The organism is Mycolicibacterium setense (assembly GCF_000805385.1).
Lineage (GTDB): Bacteria > Actinomycetota > Actinomycetes > Mycobacteriales > Mycobacteriaceae > Mycobacterium > Mycobacterium setense.
On record NZ_JTJW01000005.1, the window covers coordinates 762,159 to 782,660 of the forward strand.

General features: G+C 66.2%; 19 protein-coding genes and 1 tRNA gene. 13 read left to right on the forward strand and 7 right to left on the reverse strand.

Annotated elements, in window-relative coordinates:
- Window positions 1–20: 20 nt before the first annotated feature.
- Complete coding sequence (gene mrx1, locus QQ25_RS09995) at window positions 21–266, reverse strand: mycoredoxin Mrx1 (RefSeq protein WP_039378454.1); 246 nt, start codon at window positions 264–266, stop codon at window positions 21–23.
- Window positions 267–361: 95 nt separating this feature from the next.
- Here mrx1 and QQ25_RS10000 point away from each other — a divergent pair, with 95 nt between their 5' ends.
- The 3 genes from QQ25_RS10000 (at window position 362) to QQ25_RS10010 (ending at window position 3,132) form a co-directional block, all read left to right on the forward strand.
- Window positions 362–1,507 carry an acyl-CoA dehydrogenase family protein gene (locus tag QQ25_RS10000; RefSeq protein WP_039378685.1) on the forward strand — a complete coding sequence of 382 codons (1,146 nt, stop codon included), beginning with the start codon at window positions 362–364 and terminating at the stop codon, window positions 1,505–1,507.
- On the forward strand, window positions 1,504–2,520 hold the full coding sequence (locus QQ25_RS10005) for an acyl-CoA dehydrogenase family protein (RefSeq protein ID WP_039378455.1): 1,017 nt from the start codon (window positions 1,504–1,506) through the stop codon (window positions 2,518–2,520). Before QQ25_RS10000 ends, QQ25_RS10005 begins: the two co-directional genes overlap by 4 nt.
- Window positions 2,521–2,604: 84 nt before the next feature.
- Entirely contained in the window at window positions 2,605–3,132 is a 528-nt protein-coding gene (locus QQ25_RS10010; RefSeq protein ID WP_039378456.1) for a helix-turn-helix domain-containing protein, read from the forward strand.
- A 32-nt stretch (window positions 3,133–3,164) separates the two neighbouring features.
- Here the strand turns inward: QQ25_RS10010 and QQ25_RS10015 are convergent, their stop codons facing one another.
- Window positions 3,165–3,368, reverse strand: a complete 204-nt coding sequence (locus QQ25_RS10015) for a hypothetical protein (RefSeq protein WP_039378458.1) — start codon at window positions 3,366–3,368, stop codon at window positions 3,165–3,167.
- Window positions 3,369–3,463: 95 nt separating this feature from the next.
- Here QQ25_RS10015 and QQ25_RS10020 point away from each other — a divergent pair, with 95 nt between their 5' ends.
- Both QQ25_RS10020 and QQ25_RS10025 read left to right on the forward strand, forming a co-directional pair.
- Complete coding sequence (locus tag QQ25_RS10020; protein ID WP_039378460.1) at window positions 3,464–4,249, forward strand: aldolase; 786 nt, start codon at window positions 3,464–3,466, stop codon at window positions 4,247–4,249.
- A 43-nt stretch (window positions 4,250–4,292) separates the two neighbouring features.
- A complete protein-coding gene (locus tag QQ25_RS10025; protein ID WP_039378462.1) occupies window positions 4,293–5,177 on the forward strand; it encodes a dihydrodipicolinate synthase family protein in 885 nt (294 codons plus the stop codon).
- Window positions 5,178–5,185: 8 nt separating this feature from the next.
- Here the strand turns inward: QQ25_RS10025 and QQ25_RS10030 are convergent, their stop codons facing one another.
- Complete coding sequence (locus tag QQ25_RS10030) at window positions 5,186–5,659, reverse strand: RrF2 family transcriptional regulator (protein WP_039378463.1); 474 nt, start codon at window positions 5,657–5,659, stop codon at window positions 5,186–5,188.
- Between the two features lie 73 nt (window positions 5,660–5,732).
- On the opposite strand from QQ25_RS10030, the gene QQ25_RS10035 reads away from it, so the two are divergent.
- The 4 genes from QQ25_RS10035 to QQ25_RS10045 all read left to right on the forward strand — a co-directional run bounded on the left by QQ25_RS10035 (window position 5,733) and on the right by QQ25_RS10045 (window position 9,429).
- Window positions 5,733–6,476 (forward strand): SDR family oxidoreductase, encoded by a 744-nt coding sequence (locus QQ25_RS10035; protein WP_039378464.1) that lies wholly within the window; start codon window positions 5,733–5,735, stop codon window positions 6,474–6,476.
- 45 nt (window positions 6,477–6,521) lie between these two features.
- The gene (locus tag QQ25_RS10040; protein WP_052235730.1) at window positions 6,522–8,645 is read left to right on the forward strand and encodes an ATP-dependent DNA helicase UvrD2; all 2,124 of its coding nucleotides are present in this window, start codon (window positions 6,522–6,524) and stop codon (window positions 8,643–8,645) included.
- A 105-nt stretch (window positions 8,646–8,750) separates the two neighbouring features.
- Window positions 8,751–8,972 carry a hypothetical protein gene (locus QQ25_RS30830; protein WP_131546141.1) on the forward strand — a complete coding sequence of 74 codons (222 nt, stop codon included), beginning with the start codon at window positions 8,751–8,753 and terminating at the stop codon, window positions 8,970–8,972.
- A gap of 157 nt (window positions 8,973–9,129) precedes the next feature.
- A complete protein-coding gene (locus tag QQ25_RS10045; RefSeq protein ID WP_029106575.1) occupies window positions 9,130–9,429 on the forward strand; it encodes a WhiB family transcriptional regulator in 300 nt (99 codons plus the stop codon).
- Between the two features lie 67 nt (window positions 9,430–9,496).
- On the opposite strand, the gene QQ25_RS10050 is transcribed toward QQ25_RS10045, so the two are convergent.
- The 3 genes from QQ25_RS10050 to QQ25_RS10060 form a co-directional block, all read right to left on the reverse strand.
- Entirely contained in the window at window positions 9,497–10,831 is a 1,335-nt protein-coding gene (locus QQ25_RS10050; RefSeq protein WP_039317731.1) for a macrolide-binding ATPase MABP-1, read from the reverse strand.
- A gap of 42 nt (window positions 10,832–10,873) precedes the next feature.
- Window positions 10,874–11,719 (reverse strand): bacteriocin biosynthesis cyclodehydratase domain-containing protein, encoded by an 846-nt coding sequence (locus QQ25_RS10055; RefSeq protein WP_039378466.1) that lies wholly within the window; start codon window positions 11,717–11,719, stop codon window positions 10,874–10,876.
- Between the two features lie 64 nt (window positions 11,720–11,783).
- Window positions 11,784–13,187 carry a zinc-dependent metalloprotease gene (locus tag QQ25_RS10060; RefSeq protein WP_039317737.1) on the reverse strand — a complete coding sequence of 468 codons (1,404 nt, stop codon included), beginning with the start codon at window positions 13,185–13,187 and terminating at the stop codon, window positions 11,784–11,786.
- A 91-nt stretch (window positions 13,188–13,278) separates the two neighbouring features.
- Between QQ25_RS10060 and QQ25_RS10065 the strand changes: the two genes are divergently transcribed.
- The 4 genes from QQ25_RS10065 (at window position 13,279) to QQ25_RS10080 (ending at window position 19,170) form a co-directional block, all read left to right on the forward strand.
- A complete protein-coding gene (locus tag QQ25_RS10065; RefSeq protein ID WP_039318556.1) occupies window positions 13,279–14,319 on the forward strand; it encodes a YlbL family protein in 1,041 nt (346 codons plus the stop codon).
- Window positions 14,320–14,415: 96 nt separating this feature from the next.
- Complete coding sequence (locus tag QQ25_RS10070; RefSeq protein WP_039317739.1) at window positions 14,416–17,424, forward strand: UPF0182 family protein; 3,009 nt, start codon at window positions 14,416–14,418, stop codon at window positions 17,422–17,424.
- 168 nt (window positions 17,425–17,592) lie between these two features.
- Window positions 17,593–18,987, forward strand: coding sequence for an FAD-binding oxidoreductase (locus QQ25_RS10075; protein ID WP_039378687.1), 1,395 nt, complete (start codon window positions 17,593–17,595; stop codon window positions 18,985–18,987).
- A 109-nt stretch (window positions 18,988–19,096) separates the two neighbouring features.
- Window positions 19,097–19,170, forward strand: a tRNA-Met gene (locus QQ25_RS10080).
- A gap of 73 nt (window positions 19,171–19,243) precedes the next feature.
- Here QQ25_RS10080 and QQ25_RS10085 read toward each other — a convergent pair.
- Entirely contained in the window at window positions 19,244–20,287 is a 1,044-nt protein-coding gene (locus tag QQ25_RS10085) for a class I SAM-dependent methyltransferase (protein WP_052235731.1), read from the reverse strand.
- Window positions 20,288–20,502: the final 215 nt, after the last annotated feature.

Below are 20,502 nucleotides of genomic sequence, written 5' to 3' on the forward strand. Positions count from 1 at the left end.
CCCGATCCGCGCACGCGGGATCAGGCGAGTTTGGCCTTGACCTGCTTGATCGTGGGATTGGTCAGCGTCGACCCGTCGGCGAACTTCACCGTGGGCACCACGTGGTTGCCCCCGTTCACCGAGCCGACGAACTCGGCGGCGGTCGGATCCTGCTCGATGTCGACCTCGGTCCACGCGATGCCCTCAGACTTCAGTGCCATTTTGAGTCGCGAGCAGTAGCCGCACCAGGTGGTGGTGTACATGGTCAAAGCCGGTGTAGCGGTCATAGTGCACATAACGTAGCCGAACCGCTGTCTCATGCCCGCGGTGACGCAGGTCTCCGGCACTCACCGGTAAGTTGCTAATCCGCAGTGGGACGGAGCTGAACATGACCCGATTGGTGCCGCCGGTGGCCGGTGACCCGCATGTGCTCGATGAGTTGCGGTTGCAGGTGCGCCAGTTCGTCACCGAGCAGCAGCGGACCGGCAAGATCGGCCGGTACGCCGACAGCTGGCTGACCGGTTGGGACGAGGACTTCAGCCGGGCGTTGGCCGCCCGCGGTTGGTTGGGCATGACGGTGCCGGTCGAGTACGGCGGGCACGGGCGCAGTCATCAGGAACGGTTCGTGGTCACCGAAGAACTGCTGGCCGCCGGAGCTCCGGTCGGGGCCCACTGGATCGCCGACCGCCAGATCGTTCCGTCGTTGCTCAAGTACGGCACCGAGGTGCAGCGACGAAAGTTCTTGCCGGCCATAGCCAAAGGTGAGTGCTACTTCGGAATCGGGATGAGCGAGCCGGATTCCGGGTCGGATCTGGCCAGCGTGCGCACCAGGGCTGTCCAGGTTGACGGTGGTTGGGTGATCACGGGCGCCAAGGTGTGGACCTCCGGGGCGCATCTGGCCCACGCTTTCATCTGCCTGGCGCGTGATGCACCGGTGGACCCGACGCATCGCCACGACGGTCTGAGTCAGTTCATCGTCGATCTGCACGCCCCCGGCGTCGATATCCGACCCATCATCTCGATGAACGGAAAGCACCATTTCAACGAGGTGATCCTCGATGAGGTGTTCGTGCCCGACGCCATGGTGTTCGGCACCATCGGCAACGGTTGGCAGCAGGTGACCTCGGAGCTCAGCTTCGAACGCAGTGGTCCCGAACGTTTCCTGTCGACGTTCCCGCTCCTGGCGGACATGGCCACCCACATGCGCGACGGATCTCTGCCCCGGCACACCGATCTGGGGCGCTACCTGGCCCGCATCGCCGGCCTGCACCAGATGTCGATGGCGGTCGCCGGTGCGCTGGAACGCCATGAATCGGCCGATACAGCGGCTGCCGTGGTCAAGGTGCTCGGAACATCCACCGAGGGTGATGTCGCCGACTTCGCCGATGTTCTCGGTGAGACCGACGACGAGGGTTACCGCACCATGCTGGCCGATGCCGTGGTGCAGCGCCCGGGGTTCACGCTGCGCGGCGGCACCAATGAGGTGTTGCGTGGGGTCATTGCGAGGGGACTGGGGTTGCGCTCATGAGTGCCGTCGATGCTGAACTGGTGGAGATGATGTCGGCGGTCTTCGCCGCGCACCGGGAGCAGCATGAACCAGGTGAGGGCGTGGCGGAGTTGTGGAGCCGGCTCGACGAACTCGGTCTGGTCCGGCTCACCGGATCCGAGGAGTCCGGCGGCAGTGGCGCGGGCTGGGCCGAGGCCGCCGAATTACTGCGTGCCGCTGTCTGGAACGGCGTGAGAATCCCTCTGGCCGAGCATGATCTGCTGGCCTGTTGGCTGTTGGACACTGTGGGCCTGCCGGTCGATGACGCCCGGCGCACCGCCTGCCTGCTCGACGACGACGGTGCCGCGCGCGATGTGCCATGGGCGGCCGACTCCGAGTCGGTGGTGCTGCTGTGGCAGAGCGCAACCGGCTACCAAGTGGCCGACGTGGCGGCATCGTCGTTGTCGATTACCGCGGGCCACAACAACGCGGGAGAGCCGCGAGATGACGTCAGGGTGGACCTGGCGGCGTTGACCGGCAGCCCGGTACCCGACGAGGCGGTCGCACAGTTCATGCGACGGGCGGCCCTGGTGCGGGCCGTTCAAGTCTGCGCCGCACTGGACCGGATCCTGGCGCTGTCGGTTGCGCATTCCCGCGAACGCACTCAGTTCGGCAGGCCGCTCGCCAAGTTTCAGGCCGTGCAGAACCTCGTGGCCGACATCGCTGCCGAGTCGGCACTGGCCCGCGCTGCCACCGACGGTGCACTCGCCGAGGCGCTGCGCTCGGATTGGTCCTCGCCACACCTGGATTTCCTTGTCGCGGTTGCGCGTTCATGTGCCGGGCATGCTGCTTCCGTCGTGGTGCGCAATGCTCATCAGGTGCACGGTGCGATCGGCACCACCAAAGAACACCGCTTGCACGAGTTCACCATGCCTGCCCTGGCCTGGCGTTCGGAGTACGGTTCGGTGGCCCACTGGGACGAGGTCCTGACCGACCACGCCACCGGGACGGGCGCAGATGGGTTGTGGGCGTTGGTCACTGCCACCGGTGGCTAGCGATCGGAATGTCGACCATATGACACTGGCTGTCATATGCGACCATGTGGTCATGTCGATCGTTGGCTTGCCTCGGGAGGTGTCATGAGCGCCTTGTTGCGGGCTGTGCGTCAACAGCGGGGTATGACGCTCGAAGAGCTCGCCGAGGCAACCGGATTGACCAAGAGCTACCTGTCCAAGGTCGAGCGACAGCGTTCCACGCCGTCGATTGCGGTGGCGATGAAGGTCGCGCGTGCGCTCGACGTCGATGTCGCACAGCTGTTTTCAGAGGATCCAGCCGTCACGACAATATCGGTTGACCGGGCCGGCGAGCGAGCAAGTAGCCGATACCACGCCGTGGCCGCGGGGATGCTCGGGAAGTCGATGTCGCCGTTCGTCGTGCGCCCCACTCTCAAGTTCGCCGAGCATCCTCATCCGGAGCATGCCGGGCAGGAGTTGGTGTTCGTCCACGCCGGAACTGTGGAGTTGCGGTACCAGGACGAGTCGGTCGTCTTGGAGCCCGGTGATTGCGCCTATTTCGACGCCTCGCTGCCGCACCAACTTCGGCAGCGAGGCGGCACGCCCAGTGAGGTTCTGGTGATCACCCACACCGAGTACGGCCGTAATCGCTGACAGCTCGCGCTCCGGGCTCCAGCGGTGGACCGTCAGCACTTGAGGTTGACGTGCACTGTGGGGATCGGTTCGAAATCCGGTAGGCCGTGGATGGTGACCGTCTTCGCCTGAGGGCGGACCACGACCGTGCCGACCTTGTTGATGATCACCCTTGTGCCGTCGGCTTGTAGGCGCGCGATTGTTTCGGTTGCCGATGGACCGGTGGGGGCGGCGGTGCCGTCTGATGCGACGGACACTTTTCGGCCTGGCCGCGACCGTTGACTTGAAGACACAAAGTGTCCTACTGTTCGTGTTGTGTCTTCGGTCCCGCAATACGGAAAGGAACGCCGAGATGACCACCACGCTTGGTGATTCGAAACAAGTTCTGATGCAGCGTGCGCTCGACGGGTTGTCCACCCATATCGAGGAGTCCACGCTGACGACACGGCAGAAGCTGGCCTTGACCTGCCGGGCCCTGTTCGACGCGGGCCACGACTCGGGCCTGGCCGGCCAGATCACCGCGCGCGCCGAGGAACCGGGTACGTACTACACCCAACGCCTGGGACTGGGTTTCGACGAGATCACCGAAGACAATCTGCTGCTCGTCGACGAAGATCTCAACGTCCTCGAGGGGGGCGGAATGGCGAACCCCGCCAACCGCTTCCACAGCTGGATCTACCGCGCGCGGCCCGACGTCCAGTGCATCGTGCACACTCACCCGTTCCACGTCGCCGCATTGTCGATGCTGGAAGTTCCGTTGCAGGTGTCGCAGATGGACATCGCCCCGCTGTACGACGATTGCGCCTTCCTGGCCGATTGGCCCGGCGTTCCGGTGGGTAACGAAGAGGGCGAGATCATCAGTGCCGCACTGGGGGACAAGAAGGCCATCCTCTTGGCTCACCATGGCCATGTGATCGCCGGGGCCAGCATCGAGGAATCGTGCTCACTGGCGATGCTGATCGAACGCGGCGCCAAGCTGCAACTGGCCGCCATGGCGGCCGGAACGATCGCCGACCTGCCGCCCCGGTTGGCGCGTGAGGCCCACGACTGGACGTTGCGGCCCAAGCGCAGCCAGGCCAATTTCGCTTACTACGCCCGACGTGCGCTGCGCAACCATCCCGACGCGCTGACCAGTTGATCCGTCCGACCGGCCCACAACGACACGAAAGAAGGACACCACGATGCCCTCCAGCACCGAGATCCACGGAATTCTCGCCTATCCGGTAACGCCGTTCACCGAGGACAACCAGGTCGACACCCCCAAGCTCGCCGCCCTGGTCGACCGCCTGGTCACCGGCGGCGCGCACGGGATCGTCCCACTCGGCAGCACCGGTGAGTCGGCCTACCTCGCCGAGGCCGAGTTCGATACCGTCATCGACACCACCATCGGCGTGGTGGACCGCCGGGTGCCCGTCATCATCGGCGCGTCAGATCTCACCACCGCCAACACCATTCGCCGGGCCCAGTACGCCGAGCGGGCCGGTGCGGATGCCGTGATGGTGCTGCCGATCTCGTACTGGAAGCTGTCCGAACGCGAGATCGCCCAGCATTACGCCGCGGTCGGCGCCGCGATCGGCATTCCGATCATGGTCTACAACAACCCGGCCACCAGTGGCATCGACATGCAGCCGGAGCTGTTGGTTCAGATGTTCGAGGACATCGACAATGTCACCATGGTCAAGGAATCCACCGGCGACCTGTCGCGGATGCACCGGATTGCCGAGTTGAGCGATGGGCAGCTGCCCTTCTACAACGGCAACAACCCGTTGGCGCTCAAGGCTTTCAACGCCGGAGCAAAAGGGTGGTGCACCGCGGCGCCGAACCTGCGCCCGGAGCCGTGCCTGGCTCTCTACGAGGCGATTCGCGCGGGCGACAAGGGCCGGGCCGAGGAGTTGTACGAGGATTTGCGTCCGCTGTTGGAGTTCATCGTGGCCGGCGGTCTGCCCACCACGGTCAAAGGCGGGCTCGAGCTGTTGGGCCAGGGCGTCGGAGTGCCGCGGCTTCCGCTGCTACCCCTCGATGACGACGGCCGCGAGGAGCTGCGCCGGCTGCTCGCCGTGGCCTGACCCGGGTGTCAGCCCCGCCGTCCCAACAACTTTCGGGTGCGGGCCGGCGCTGCGGCCGGGATGTCGGCGAGGATGTCGGCAAGCGTGACACCGTCGAGGCTGGCCTGCCAGGCCTGGTGTGCCTCCGCCATTTTCACGGCCAGGATGCATTCGTGGCGACACCAACTGGCAGGCAGCGCGCCCCGGCCCTGCTGGCGGATCTCCCGGCATTCGTACGGACGGGAGGCGCCGTCGACGGCCTCGACGATCTGCAACAGCGTGATGTCGGCCGGCGCGCGCCCCAGTCGGAATCCGCCCCGCGGACCGGTTGTCGCGGTCAGCACGCCTGCACGCGTCAACGCCTGCAGTTGCTTGGCCAGATAGGCCGCGGGCAGGTCGAAATACTCCGCGAGATCGGCGGCCGATGCGCTGGTCCCGGGCTCGAGCTGTGCCAGCGACGTCGCGCAGTGCAGCGCCCACTCGGTGGCCACGGGAAGTTTCACAGCCCGGAGTGTATTACAGATATCACGGACCTATATAGTCCGAGATAATCTATCGGCCAGGACGGGAGACACCATGCGAATCGCAGTTGCCGGAGCTACGGGAAACATCGGGGCGCGCGTGGTCGCGGCCCTGCAGGAGGCAGGACATGAGGTGGTGGCGATCAGCCGCTCGGCCGGGGTGGACCTGTCCACCGGGGAGGGCCTCGACGCTGCCCTGGCCGGCGTCCATGCGGTCGTCGACGCGATCAGCGCGCCACCCGCCGACCGGGACCGCACCGTGGACTACCTGGGCACTGCCACGGCCAACCTGCTCGCCGCAGAGAAGCGGGCCGGGGTGGCTCACCATGTGCTGCTGTCCATCGTGGGCATCCACGGCATCGACGGAAATCCGCACTACGCCGGAAAACGCGAGCAGGAGAGGCTGATCGAGGCCGGGCCGGTGCCGTGGACGATCGTGCCGGCCACCCAGTTCCACGATTTCGCCGAGATGGTGGTGGGCTGGACCGAACAGGACGGCCGTGCGGCGATCGCCCCGCTTCTGGTGCAGCCCATCGATCCCGACGACATCGCCGCCGTGCTCGCCGAGATCGTCGTAGGTGATCCGCACGGCCGCTACCGCGACGTGGCCGGCCCGCGGACCGAGGATGTCGTGGACATGGCCCGGCGAACCTTGGCGGTGCGTGGCCGCGACGTGACCCTGGTGCCGACGTGGTCATCGATCTTCGGTGTCGAGATGTCGGGCAATGCGCTGTTACCCGGCGACGACGCCCGCGTCGCGCCCACCACGTTCGACCAGTGGCTGAGCCGGCAGCGGTAGGCCACGGCCACGCCGGGCCCAGAACAGTCACCGGTCCCTGACATCATGGAGCGCATGCCGTTGGAGGCTCCCTCGCCCGCGCTGGGCGATCTGGACGATGAGCAGCGGGAGGCCGTGTTGGCCGCCCGCGGCCCGGTCTGCGTACTGGCCGGCGCGGGTACCGGCAAGACCCGCACCATCACCCGCCGGATCGCCCATCTGGTGGCCGGCGGTCATGTGGCGCCCAGCCAGGTACTCGCGGTGACGTTCACCGCGCGGGCCGCCGGTGAGATGCGGAGCCGGTTGCGGATATTGGGTCAGGAGTCGGGAGTCAACACCGCGGCGGTGCAGGCGGTGACGTTTCACGCGGCAGCGCGCCGGCAGCTGCAGTACTTCTGGCCGCGCCTGGTCGGTGACACCGGCTGGGAGCTGCTCGACAGCAAGTTTGCGGTCGTCGCGCAGGCCGCGAACCGGGCCGGGATGCAGACCAGCACGGACGACGTTCGTGACCTGGCCGGCGAAATCGAGTGGGCCAAAGCATCTTTGATCACCCCTGAGGGCTACAGCACCGCAGTGGCCAAGGTCGGCCGCGACATTCCGTTCGATGCGGCCAAGGTCGCGGCCGTCTACTCCGGTTACGAGGCGCTCAAGGCTCGCCGGGACGGCTCGGCGCTGCTGGATTTCGACGATCTGCTGTTGCACACCGCCGCGGCCATCGAGAACGACGCCGCTGTCGCGCAGGAATTCCGCGACCGCTACCGCTGCTTCGTCGTCGACGAATACCAGGACGTCACGCCCTTGCAGCAACGGGTGCTCGACGCCTGGCTGGGGGAGCGCGACGATCTCACCGTGGTCGGTGACGCGAACCAGACGATCTATTCGTTCACCGGGGCCACCCCGCGGTTCCTGTTGGACTTCTCGCGGCGCTTCCCGGACGCCTCGGTGGTCCGGCTGGAACGTGACTACCGTTCCACGCCGCAGGTGGTGTCCCTGGCCAACCGGGTGATCGCGGCCGCACGCGGGCGGATGGCCGGCAGCAAGCTGCATCTGGTGGGGCAGCGCGATCCGGGTCCCGAACCGACGTTCTCGGAGTACCCCGACGAGGTGGCCGAGGCCAACGCCGTCGCCCGGTCCATCAAGAAGCTGATCGAAAACGGAACGGAGCCGGCCGAAATCGCGGTGCTCTACCGGATCAACGCGCAGTCCGAGGTGTATGAGGAGGCGCTCACCGAGGCCGGCGTCGCATTCCAGGTCCGTGGCGGTGAGGGCTTTTTCAGCCGTCAGGAGATCCGTCAGGCGCTGGTGGCCATGCAGCGCTTCGCCGAACGTGACGTTCCCGAGGACAACCTGCCTGCCCTCGTGCGTGAGCTCATCGAACCGCTCGGCCTGACCGCCGAACCCCCGGCCGGCGCCAAGGCCCGCGAACGTTGGGAAGCGCTGACGGCGTTGGCCGAACTGGTCGACGAAGAGGTTGCGCTGCGCCCGGAGCTGGATCTGCGGGCACTGGTCGCCGAGCTGCGTCAACGGGCCGACTCCCGGCATCCACCGGTGGTGCAGGGCGTGACACTCGCATCGCTGCACGCCGCCAAGGGCCTGGAGTGGGATGCGGTGTTCCTGGTCGGCCTGGCCGACAACACGTTGCCGATCTCCCATGCCCTTGCGCACGGGCCCGACAGCGAGCCGGTGGAGGAGGAGCGTCGGCTGCTCTATGTCGGCGTCACCCGGGCCCGCGTGCATCTTGGGCTCAGTTGGGCGCTGGCCCGCACTCCCGGCGGGCGTCAGGGCCGCCGGCCGTCGCGGTTCCTCAACGGCATCGCGCCGCAACTGCAGAATTCGTCCGGCCCCGGCCCGGATCGGTCTCGTCGTCAACGTGGTCCGGCACCGCGGTGCCGAGTATGCAATGCCGCATTGACGACACCTCCGGCGATCATGTTGCGCCGCTGCGAAACGTGTCCGTCGGACCTGGATGAGGAGCTGCTCGCCGAGCTCAAGGAGTGGCGGCTGCGCGTCTCCAAGGAGATGAAAGTGCCTGCGTACGTGGTGTTCACCGACAACACCCTGATCGCCATCGCCGAGTCTCTTCCGGCCGACGAGGCGGCACTGGTCGCCCTTCCCGGCATCGGTGCCCGCAAGCTCGAGCAGTACGGCCCCGATGTACTCGAGTTGGTCCGGAGCCGCCAAAGTTCGTAAAGATTGTGCCAAAACCGCAGGTAGAAAATAGGTTGTGCGATTTGGCTGTTAGGCTTTAGCCTCGTAACACAGCTCTGGTGACGAGACGGAAGGAGGGTGCCCGCAATGGATAGCAACATTAATTTCAGTGGTGTAGCGGTTGCAGGCATGCCGTCGTCCGTGCTCGCCGTCGCCGTTTCCCCCGTCTCCCCGGAGGGACGTCGGCATGCCGCGCCCGCTGCCCCCGCCGCCGCATGGCTGGCCGCCGCCGCTGCTCCTGCTGCACCGCAGCACAAGCGCCGTCCGGCCGCCGCGACTGGCACGTCCGTGGATCGGAGCCCCTACTAGGTAGAGCTCCCATCACAGCCAAATGGCCACGGACCCGCAGTCAACCGGATCCGTGGCCAAATTTTTTGGGAGTTGTTCCACCCCAAGAAGCCTGGTCGCAGATCCATCGAAAAGACAGATCGCCGACAACTACGACCAGGAAGTAGGGGATAAGCACATGTCCATTGCGATGACCGCTCCGGAGGTGAGCGTCGCGCCGTTGACATGCGAGGAGCGGCTGCCGGCGGTGCCGTGCCACATCGGGAATCCCGATCTGTGGTTCGCCGAGAGTCCAGTCGATCTGGAGCAGGCCAAGGCGCTGTGCGCGGATTGCCCGATCCGCCGCGAGTGTCTGGCCGCCGCGCTGGAACGGCAAGAGCCGTGGGGCGTTTGGGGCGGAGAGATCCTCGACCGGGGAAGCATCGTGGCCCGCAAGCGGCCGCGTGGGCGTCCGCGTAAGAACGTGGTCGCCGCTTAACGGCGTTGACTCTGCGGTCAGGGCGAGTTCTTCTCGAACTCTCACACCCTGACCGCAGAGTCGACGCTCAGGCGGCTTCCTCGATGAAGCCCGGAACAAATTGCGTGGCAATGTCTTTCACGGGCACATGGGCGTCGAGCTGACAGCAGATCGCGGTTATCGAAGCGATCACGCGGGCCGGGATCGCCAGGGTCGCCGGCAGATCGAGTTGGCGGGCCATCTTGATCTGCGCCACCGAATTGTCCATCTGCCCGGCGGCCATGCGTTGCAACCACCGTCGGGTGTAGTGGAAGACGTCGACCTCGATGGGTTCGACGTACTGGCGCAGCATGTCGTTGACTTCCTCGATCGAGACCTGTTCACCCTTCTGGATGAAGCCCGCAGCTTCCATCACGGGGAGCAGCTCGTCGTAGTTCTTGTCGCGCGCCAAGCGGATCATCTCGCCCAGCGCGTATGGCAGGCCGCCGGGCAACGGTGCGACCGCGCCGAAGTCGATGACGCCCATCCGACCGTCGGGCAACAGCATGAAGTTTCCGGGATGCGCGTCGCCGTGCATCATCTCCAGGCGTTTCGGCGCGCCGAAGGTCAGCTCGGTGAGCCGGGTACCCATCAGGTCGCGTTGTTCGGGCGTGCCGTCGCGGATGATCGCCGACATCGGGATGCCCTCCATCCATTCCGCGATCACCACCTTGGGTGCGCTGGCCACGATGTGGGGAATCGCGAAATGCGGGTCGTTCTCGTAGGCCTTGGCGAACGCTCGCTGGTTGTCGGCTTCCAGCCGGTAGTCCAGTTCCATCTCGGTGCGTTCGATCAGCTCGTCGACCACACCCTGGATGTCTGCGCCGGGAGCCAGCTGCTTGAACACCCCGACCAGGCGCTGGATGGTCTTGAGGTCGGCGCGCAGAGCCTCGTCGGCGCCGGGGTACTGGATCTTGACGGCCACCTCACGTCCGTCCGACCACACTGCCTTGTGGACCTGGCCGATGCTGGCCGAGGCCACCGGGGTGTCGTCGAATGAGCTGAACCGGTCCCGCCACTTGGTGCCCAGCTGGGAGTCGAGCATGCGGTGCACCTTGGGCGCGGGCAGCGGCGGCGCCTCCCGTTGCAGTTTGGTGAGTGCCTCGCGATACGGCTTGCCGTACTGCTCGGGGATGGCTGCCTCCATCACCGACAGGGCCTGGCCCACCTTCATCGCGCCGCCCTTGAGCTCACCGAGGACGGTGAACAGTTGTTGGGCGGCCTTGTCCATCAATTCGGCAGTGACTTCGTCCCTGGACTTGCCGGTCAGACGCTTGCCGAAGCCCAGCGCGGCCCGTCCCGCCATGCCGCCGGCCAGGCCGGCGAGCTTCGCATTGCGTGCGACGCTTCCCCGTTTGATGTCGGTCACCAGACCATCATCCACGACTCGGCTGAACCGCCCACAACCAACTGGCAACAATCGTTTTCAACATGGGCAGTCGGGGTGCCTGGACCAGCGCCGCGCGACGATCGAGTATCCATCGGCGTCGAGTTCAAGGGTGGTGTTCAGCGTCGGCGGCGCGACCGGCGCCGGCTGGTCGTCTCCGGTGCGGACGGCCCGGATCACGAGGTCTACCTGATGCATCGCCAACGCCGCGGTGGCCAGGATGGTCGCCCGGCTGGCACTGCCGACGGCGCCTCGCAGTTGGGTTGCCACGGCCGGCCATGCCGCGTCGCGATCGGTGCGGTGCAGATCAGCGCAATGCAGGCAGCTGGTCAGACCAGGGATCACCAGCGGCCCTACCAGCCCGGCACCGTCTCGGACCCGCACCGGCAGGTGGGCGATGCCGTCGTGATGCAGGTCCTGCAGTAGCCGCGGGTCGGTGATCTGATCGTCGGCCAGCACCACCAGGTCGGTAGATGCTGCCACGTTTCCGGTGTGCGGGTTGGTGCTGTGTCTGATCTTCGCGCCCGAGCAGCGCAGGCCGTTGGCCAGCAGGTCTGACAGGGGGCCGCGGCCGTGGACACGGATGGATGCCGAGCGGGTCGGTCGTGACGGCCGGACGTTCAGCGCCGTGAGGAACCCGATCTGGGTGAGCCCGTCGATCAACTCATCGATCGGTTCGGGATCGTCGAATAATCCTGCTGCCGTGATCAATTCGTCGCGGGTGGCGCCGGCCTGCAACACGCGCAGTAGTTCGGCCAGTTGCTTCTGGGTCATCCCTGCGGGCGGATGGACCAGCACCGCACGCCTCGGGTCCCAGCCCAGCTGAATCGCGTCGTCGGGACGCAGCAGGATCGGCCGGCCCGAGGCGAGCACGTAGCGCGTCATGCGACGACTCTGCCATGACGGCGGGTACGGCCGTTTCAGTTATCCACAGGCCGTCGTCCAGGGGTCAGTTGCCGTTGCCGTCGTCGTCGCCGCGCTCGCCCTGTTCCTTTTCCAGATCTGCGATGGCCTGCTCGAAGGCATCGTCGAGGCCGGTGGTGTCGCCGCCGACCATCCGGTCGATGAAGCCGGCCGGCTCGTCGAGATCGGCCGCGCTCGGCAGCAGGTCGGGGTGCTGCCACACACTGTCGCGGACGTCGGTGCCGACCGCCTGGGTCAGCCGTTCCCACAGCGCCGCCGCTTCGCGCATCTTGCGGGGGCGAAGTTCCAGGCCCACGAGCGTGGCGAAGGTCTGTTCGGCGGGCCCGCCGGTGGCGCGACGCCGGCGCAGGGTCTCGGCCAGTGCCGAGGCGCCTGGGATGCGATCACCGAGTGCCGCGGTGACGACGGTCTGTACCCAGCCCTCGATCAGCGCGAGCAGGGTTTCCAACCGCTCCAGCGCGGCTTCCTGCTCGGGGGTGGCTTTCGGTTCGAAGATGCCCTGGTTGAGCAGCTGCTCCATCTCCGAGGGGTCGCCGAGAGAGGCGGGGTTGAAGCCGCGGGCGAAGTCTTCGATCCCGGTCATGTCGACCTTCATGCCCTTGGCGAAGGCCTCGACGGCACCGAGCAACTGGCTCGACAGCCACGGCACGTGGCTGAACAGCCGGTGGTGCGCAGCTTCGCGCGCGGCCAGGAAGGTCAGGATCTCGCTGCGGGGACGTTCCAGCCCCTCGGTCAGCGATTCGATGGCCTCGGGCATGAGCGCCGCGACACCCTTGGGGCCCAACGGCAGGCCGACGTCGGTGGAGGTCAGCACCTCGCGGGACAGCTTGCCCAGCGCCTGGCCGAGTTGGGAGCCGAATGCCATGCCGCCCATCTGCGACATCATCGCCAGCAACGGGCCGGCCATGCTCTTGGCCTCTTCGGGCAATGCCGAGGCCCACACCGACGAAATCTGTTCGGCCACCGGGTCGCACAACCGCTTCCAGGTGTCGAGGGTGTTGTCCAGCCAGTCGCTTGGAGTCCACGCCACCGTTCTGGTGGTGCCCGCCGGCAGCGGAGTGACCCCGTCGAGCCACGTCTCGGCCAACCGCACCGCGTCGGCGACCGCGCCGGTGGTCTTTTCCGGAACAGGTGCGACGAACCCGATGGAGTTGGATGCCAATTGCCGGGCCAGGTCATAGTTCACCGGGCCGGACTGTTTGCCGCCGGCCATCGCGCTGCCTGCGCCGCTGAACATCTCGCCGAGCTTCGTGAAGATCTGGCCGAGATCGCCCATGTCGAAGTTGGCTCCGCCCATGCCGAAACCGAACGGATCCGAACCCGGGCCTGGTCCGGGGTTGCCGGAGCCGGATCCCGGATCGGGGTCCTTCTTGTCTTTGTCTCGGTCGGGTTCATCCCCGGCGGAGAAGCCGAAGGGCAGGTCAGCCATACCCACAACGGTACTCATGACCGGGTGCCTCGGTGCGGCTGCGGGTCACGCTGTGGGTGAACACGATGGCGCAGGCTTTACTGTGGGCGGCGTGAACAGGCGGATTTTGACGCTGCTGGTTGCGCTGGTGCCGATTGTGGCGTTCGGCGTACTGCTGTCGGTGGTGACGGTGCCCTTCGTCTCGCTGGGCCCGGGGCCGACCTTCAACACGCTCGGTGAGGTCGAGGGCAAGCAGGTCGTCGATATAAAGAGCACCGGTGGGGCCGGCGACTCGGTCATCCACCCCACCTCGGGGCATCTGAACATGACCACGGTGTCCCAGCGCGACGGCCTGACCCTGGGCCAGGCGATGGCGTTGTGGATGTCGGGGCGTGAGCAGCTGGTTCCGCGCGACCTGGTGTATCCGCCGGACAAGTCCAAGAAGGACATCGACGAGGCCAACAACTCCGATTTCAAGAAGTCCGAGGACAGCGCCGCGTACGCGGCTCTGTCCTTCCTGAAGTACCCGGTGGCGGTGACGGTGCAGAGCGTCACCGATCCGGGTCCGTCGGCGGGCAAGCTGCACGACGGCGACGCGATCGACGGGGTGAACGGCACGCCGGTCGCCAACCTCGACGAGTTCCAGGCCATTCTGAAGAAGACCAAGCCGGGTGACCAGCTGGTGATCGACTACCGCCGCAAGAACGCGCCGCCCGGAGTCGCGACCATCACCCTCGGCGACAACCCCGACCGGGACTACGGATTCCTGGGCGTCGGTGTGCTCGACGCCCCATGGGCGCCGTTCGACATCGACTTCAACCTCGCCAACATCGGTGGCCCCTCGGCGGGGCTGATGTTCAGCCTCGCCGTCGTCGACAAGCTGACCACCGGTGATCTCAACGACGGCAAGTTCATCGCCGGCACCGGAACCATCACCGGCGAGGGCAAGGTCGGGTCCATCGGTGGCATCACGCACAAGATGCTCGCCGCCAAGGAAGCGGGCGCCTCGGTGTTCCTGGTGCCCGCGGACAACTGCACAGAAGCACGGTCGGCACCCCAGGACGGCATGGACTTGGTGAGGGTGGAGACGCTGACGCAGGCGGTCGATGCGCTGCACTCGATTTCTGCCGGTGGCGAACCGCCTCGCTGCTAGACCGCACGCGGCCCGTGGATGACTAGAGTTGTAGAAAATCGGGCGGCCCCGTCGGGCATGTCACGAGTCCACCGAGGCTGAAACGGGAGTTCACGAGTGGGGATGCGGCCCGCGGCGAGGATGCCGAAGTTGACGCGACGTAGTCGGGTCCTGATCGGGCTGGCACTGGTGGCGGTGCTGGCGTTGCTGATCGGACCCCGGGTGGTCGACACCTATGTCGACTGGTTGTGGTTCGGCGAATTGGGGTATCGCTCGGTGTTCACCACCGTGCTGGCCACCCGGCTCATCGTGTTCCTCGTGGTGGGGTTGCTCATCGGAGCGGTGGTGTTCGCCGGGCTGGCCCTGGCCTACCGCAACCGCCCGGTGTTCGTCCCGGCTACCGGCCCGAACGATCCGGTGGCGCGTTACCGCACCACCGTGCTCGCCCGGTTGCGGCTGTTCGGAATCGGGGTGCCGGTCTTCATCGGCCTGCTGGCCGGCGTGATCGCTCAGAGCTATTGGGTGCGGGTGCAGTTGTTCCTGCACGGGAGTGACTTCGGGATCACCGATCCCCAGTTCGGCCGCGATCTGGGCTTCTACGCGTTCGATCTGCCGTTCTACCGGTTGGTGCTGACCTACCTGTTCGTCGCGACGTTCCTGGCGTTCATCGCGAATCTGCTGGGGCACTATGTGTTCGGCGGGATTCGGCTGGCCGGCCGCAGTGGAGCGCTGAGCCGGGCCGCCCGCATCCAACTGATCAGCCTGGTCGGTTTCCTGATCGTGCTTAAGGCACTCGCGTACTGGCTGGACCGTTACGAATTGCTGAGCAACACTCGCGCCGGCAAGCCGTTCACCGGTGCCGGCTACACAGACATCAACGCCGTGCTGCCGGCCAAGCTGATCCTGCTGGCCATCGCTGTGATCTGTGCGGTGGCGGTGTTCTCGGCGATCGTGCTGCGCGACTTGCGGATTCCGGCCATCGGCGTGGTGCTGTTGCTGCTGAGCTCTCTGGTGGTCGGGGCGGGGTGGCCGTTGATCGTCGAGCAGTTCAGCGTCAAGCCCAACGCCGCGCAGAAGGAGAGCGAGTACATCAGCCGCAGTATCACCGCGACGCGGCAGGCCTACGGGCTCACCGACGACACGGTGACGTACCGCAATTACGAGAGCAACGGTCAGACGACCGCCGCGCAGGTTGCGGCGGACCGGGCCACCACGTCGAATATCCGGCTGCTCGATCCGACGATCGTCAGCCCCGCGTTCACGCAGTTCCAGCAGGGCAAGAACTTCTACTTCTTCCCGGACCAGCTGGCCATCGACCGCTATGCCGGTCCCGACGGGAATCCTCGCGACTTCGTCGTCGCCGCACGTGAACTCAACCCGGATCGGCTGATCGAGAACCAGCGCGACTGGATCAACCGGCACACCGTGTACACGCACGGCAACGGGTTCATCGCCTCGCCGGCCAACACGGTGCGCGGAATCGCCAACGACCCCAACCAGAACGGCGGTTACCCGGAGTTCCTCGCCAGCGTCGTCGGTGCCAACGGCAAGGTCGTCTCACCCGGCCCCGCACCGCTCGATCAGCCGCGCGTCTACTTCGGGCCGGTCATCTCCGACACCGCCGCTGACTACGCGATCGTCGGCAAGAACGGTGATGCCGACCGCGAGTACGACTACGAGACCAACACCGACACCAAGAACTACACATACTCGGGCACCGGCGGAGTGCCGATCGGCAACTGGCTGGCGCGGTCGGTGTTCGCCGCCAAGTTCGCCGAGCGAAACTTCCTGCTGTCCAACGTGATCGGTGAGAACAGCAAGATCCTGTTCAACCGGGATCCGGCCGAGCGGGTGGAGGCGGTGGCGCCGTGGCTGACCACCGACACGAGCGTGTACCCGGCGATCGTCAACAAGCGCATGGTCTGGATCGTCGACGGCTACACAACACTGGACAACTACCCGTATTCGGAGCTGACCACGCTGTCGAGTGCGACAGCTGATTCCAACGAGGTCGCGGTCAACCGGCTGGCTCCCGACAAGCAGGTGTCCTACATCCGCAACTCCGTCAAGGCCACGGTCGACGCCTACGACGGCACGGTGACGCTGTACGCCCAGGACGAACAGGATCCCGTTCTCAAGGCCTGGATGAGCGTGTTCCCGGGCACCGTCAAACCGAAGGCCGACATCTCCCCGGAGTTGCAGTCGCACCTGCGTTATCCCGAAGACCTGTTCAAGGTCCAGCGGTCCCTGCTGACCAAGTACCACGTCGACGATCCGGTGAAGTTCTTCACCAACGCCGATTTCTGGAATGTGCCGCTGGATCCCAACCCCAACGCGAGCAGCTACCAGCCGCCGTACTACATCGTGGCCCGGGACCTGGCCAACAACGACAATTCGTCGTCGTTCCAGCTGACCAGCGCGCTGAACTGGCTGCAGCGTGAGTTCCTCGCCGCCTATGTCAGCGCCAGCTCGGATCCGTCGAGCTACGGCAAGATCACGGTGCTGACCATCCCGGGTGAGGTCAAGGGCCCGAAGCAGGCGTTCAACGCGATCAGTACCGACACTGCCGTGACACAGGACCTCGGTGTGATCGGGCGCGACAACCTGAACCGGATCCGGTGGGGCAACCTGTTGACCCTGCCGGTCGCTGACGGCGGATTGCTGTACGTGGCACCGGTTTACGCGTCCCCCGGTACCAGCGACGCGGCATCGACCTATCCGCGCCTGATCCGGGTGGCCATGCTCTACGGCGACAAGGTCGGGTACGGCCCGACCGTCAGTGACGCGCTGACCGAGTTGTTCGGCCCGGGGGCGGGAGCGACCGCCACCAATGTGGCTCCCACTGACGGCAGGCCGCAGGCCATAGCCAATCCGGAAGCGCCGCCGGCCGCCCAGCCGCCGGCCGGTCCGGACGGTCAGGCGCCGCAGGTCGTCGCGCCGCCGGCCGGGGCGATCCCGCCCGGTGAGCCGGTGCAGTTGTCGCCCGCCAAGGCCGCCGCCCTCAAGGAGGTCGAATCGGCCCTGACGGAGGCGCAGGATGCGCAGCGCAGCGGTGACTTCGGCAAGTACGGGCAGGCGCTGCAGCGTTTGAACGATGCGATGAAGAAGTTCGATTCGTCCAAGTAGCGCAGCGGGTTGGCGCGACAGAAGTGCCCACTTTCCTTGGAAGGTGGGCACTTCTGTCGCAGCTGGTCCCGCCTGAGCTGGCCGCCAAGTAGATGCCAAGTGGCCGCGGCGATGCTGTGCGCCGAGAATTCGCACGTGCTGTCGAGCGCCATTTCCTGGAGGATCCCGATGACCATGACCGACCTTCCGCACGAGGGCCTGGACGATGCCCTGGAAGGGTTACGAGCCCATGTTGCCGCGCCTGTCGCATTGCCGGGGGAAGCCGGCTATGAGCGGGCCACCCCGTGGAATGTGGCGGCCACCGTGGCGCCCGCGGCGGTGGTGTTGGCGTCCACGGCCTACGACATCGCCAACACCGTCGGCTTCGCGGCCGCAAAGGGTTACCGGGTGGGCGTGCAGGCCACCGGCCACGGTGCTTTGTCTGTCGCCTCCGACACGATCCTCGTGGTGACCTCTGCCATGACCGACGTGACCGTGGACCCGGTGACCCGCACCGCGCGGGTGGCGGCCGGGGCTACGTGGCAGCACGTGCTCGACGCGGCATCGCCGCACGGGCTCGCGGGGTTGGGTGGTTCCGCGCCCGGCGTCGGTGTCGTCGGATTCCTGACCGGCGCGGGCATCGGTCCGTTGGTGCGCTCGGTGGGGCTGTCGTCGGACTATGTGCGGTCCTTCGAGTTGGTCACCGGCGCAGGGGAGTTGCTGCGCGCGTCGCCGGAGGAGAACGCGGAGCTGTTCTGGGGTCTGCGCGGCGGCAAGTCGACGTTGGGCATCGTCACGGCCGTCGAGATCGATCTGCTCCCGATCTCCGAGTTTTATGGCGGCGCGGTGTATTTCGACGGTGCGGATGCCGCGGTGGTGCTGCGCGAATGGGCCGGTTGGTGCGCTGACCTACCCGAATCGGTCTCTACATCCATTGCCCTGCAGCAGCTTCCGCCGCTGCCCGCGATTCCCGAGCCGCTGGCCGGCCGCTTCACGGTCGCGGTGCGCTACGCCGCCCTCGGCGATTTCGCCGAGGCCGAACGGCTCCTGGCGCCGATGCGGGCGATCGCCACCCCGGTCCTCGACACCGTGGCAGTGATGCCGTACGCCGCAATCGGTGCGGTGCATGCCGATCCGGTCGACCCGATGCCGATCTACGAACATCACACGCTGCTGCGGGAATTGACCGCGGAGGCCGTCGAGGTACTTCTGGGCGCGGCCGGGCCGGATTCCGGTTCGGTGCAGACCATCGTCGAAGTCCGGATGCTCGGCGGGGCGTTGGCGCGCGAGGGGCGACATCGCAGCGCGTTCTGCCATCGTGACGCGGCTTTCGCGGTGAGCACCGTCGGCGTCCTGGTGCCTCCGATGGCCGAAGCCGTGGCGCCTCAGGCCGGCGCATTGATCGTCGCGCTGTCGCAATGGTCCAGCGGCGGCCAGTTGGTCAATTTCGCGCCCTCTGAGGACGCTGGGCGGGCTGTACGGGTCTACGACGAGGAGAGCCGGCACTGGCTGGCCGCCCTGGCCGAGCGGCACGACCCGGCCGGTGTGTTCCGATGCGGCCAGGTGGTGCGTTTCGTGGACTGATCGTGAGCCGGATTTCGGGTCGCGATCTATGTCCTATCGGGCCAAAAACCGGCTCTGAGCAGACGATTTGGAACTGTGCCGACCACCCCGGTAACCTTCTATTTACCAACGCGGGGTGGAGCAGCTCGGTAGCTCGCTGGGCTCATAACCCAGAGGTCGCAGGTTCGAATCCTGTCCCCGCTACTAGCGAGAATGGCCCTCGGAGATCATCTCCGGGGGCCATTCTCTATTGCATGTGAATGGATTGCGCGCCCGGTTACCCCGGCCGATTGGCAGACGCGAACAGGTTGATCCCGGCCGCTTCGCGCCGCACCTGCACCCGCGCGGTCCCGAACTCCGATTGCGCGAACAGATCCGCCAAGTCTTGCGGGGACCGATGGATCAGTCTCCAGTCGAGCAGGTGGTCCATGAAGGCGCGGTCGGGGTTGTCGACGTCGAAGTTGCCGACGATCGCGGTGCCACCGGGCCGCAGGCGGTGGTACATCCAGTCGAGCAGCCTCACCACGAGGTGATCGGCCAGGTAGTCGATGAGGCCGATCGAATACACCAGATCCTGGTCACCCAACTCGAGTACTTGGCGTCCTAGAGCGATCTTGACGACATTGGCTTGCACGAACTCAACTCGTCCGGTCACGCCGATGCTGCGCGCGATGCTCGTGGCGTAGGCCAAAGCCTGGTCGTCGATGTCCAAGCAGGTGGCGATGATGTCGGGGTGGTCCGGCTCGCCGAAGATGTCGAAGATCTCACGGGCCGGCCCACAGGCCAGGCTGGTGATCGCGGTTGGCCTGCCGTGGCAGGACTGCGCGATATCGACGATAATGTCCCGCAATAGTTTTCGTCGATTCTTGACCGCTCTGGAGGCCGGAATCCCGAGAAACCAGCGGTCGATGTAGGGGCCGAGTCTGCCGGCTCCGTCCGGTTGGTCGTCGTAGACCATCTGCAACGTCAGGTAGTCACCTGCGTAGCCGCGGGGCTTGGTGTAGGACCGGTCGATGAGGGTGCTCAGCCCCAGGTACGGGTAGGTCTCCCGGCGTACGAAGGTACCCATCTCGTCGGCGCCAGGTGTGCCGGAGCGCAGGTGGAGGTGAATCTGATCGGAAAGCGCATCGCAGGCGGAGTCAACTCGTGTTTGCACTTCATCGTTCGTGGCGTGACCGTCGATGATCAGCCTGTCCGCAGCCGTCATCGCTGCGTTGAAACTCGCCGCGGTGAGCGCAAGTGGATGCGGCATCCCGTTGGCGGACATGGGAGATGCGGGGATAGCGCCGTCTTGGAGCGGGATCGCGTCGGCAATTGTCATTGCGTCTCCTCAGAGTGGGCCGCCGAAGCTGCCGTGGGCAGATGCTCACACAGGGAGATGCTCTCGCCCCGGCGCCGCGGGCGTATGCAGTAGTGCACTACTCAATTTCTGCCAGCGTCAATTTGTGTGCTGCCGCGGAGCCCGAAAACTGGTTTCCCTCATGTCGGGTGTCCCACCTACCCTGGGTGGCTGCGAAGACGAAGTCTCGGGGGAGA

Coding starts and splice junctions, on each gene's coding strand:
- mrx1 (WP_039378454.1), bottom strand. CDS start 266: ATGACCGCTACACCGGCTTTGACCATGTACACCACCACCTGGTGCGGC.
- QQ25_RS10060 (WP_039317737.1), bottom strand. CDS start 13,187: ATGGCTGACCTGCCCTTCGGCTTCTCCGCCGGGGATGAACCCGACCGA.
- QQ25_RS30830 (WP_131546141.1), top strand. CDS start 8,751: ATGGATAGCAACATTAATTTCAGTGGTGTAGCGGTTGCAGGCATGCCG.
- QQ25_RS10045 (WP_029106575.1), top strand. CDS start 9,130: ATGTCCATTGCGATGACCGCTCCGGAGGTGAGCGTCGCGCCGTTGACA.
- QQ25_RS10075 (WP_039378687.1), top strand. CDS start 17,593: ATGACCATGACCGACCTTCCGCACGAGGGCCTGGACGATGCCCTGGAA.
- QQ25_RS10020 (WP_039378460.1), top strand. CDS start 3,464: ATGACCACCACGCTTGGTGATTCGAAACAAGTTCTGATGCAGCGTGCG.
- QQ25_RS10085 (WP_052235731.1), bottom strand. CDS start 20,287: ATGACAATTGCCGACGCGATCCCGCTCCAAGACGGCGCTATCCCCGCA.
- QQ25_RS10035 (WP_039378464.1), top strand. CDS start 5,733: ATGCGAATCGCAGTTGCCGGAGCTACGGGAAACATCGGGGCGCGCGTG.
- QQ25_RS10025 (WP_039378462.1), top strand. CDS start 4,293: ATGCCCTCCAGCACCGAGATCCACGGAATTCTCGCCTATCCGGTAACG.
- QQ25_RS10055 (WP_039378466.1), bottom strand. CDS start 11,719: ATGACGCGCTACGTGCTCGCCTCGGGCCGGCCGATCCTGCTGCGTCCC.
- QQ25_RS10005 (WP_039378455.1), top strand. CDS start 1,504: ATGAGTGCCGTCGATGCTGAACTGGTGGAGATGATGTCGGCGGTCTTC.
- QQ25_RS10010 (WP_039378456.1), top strand. CDS start 2,605: ATGAGCGCCTTGTTGCGGGCTGTGCGTCAACAGCGGGGTATGACGCTC.
- QQ25_RS10040 (WP_052235730.1), top strand. CDS start 6,522: ATGGAGCGCATGCCGTTGGAGGCTCCCTCGCCCGCGCTGGGCGATCTG.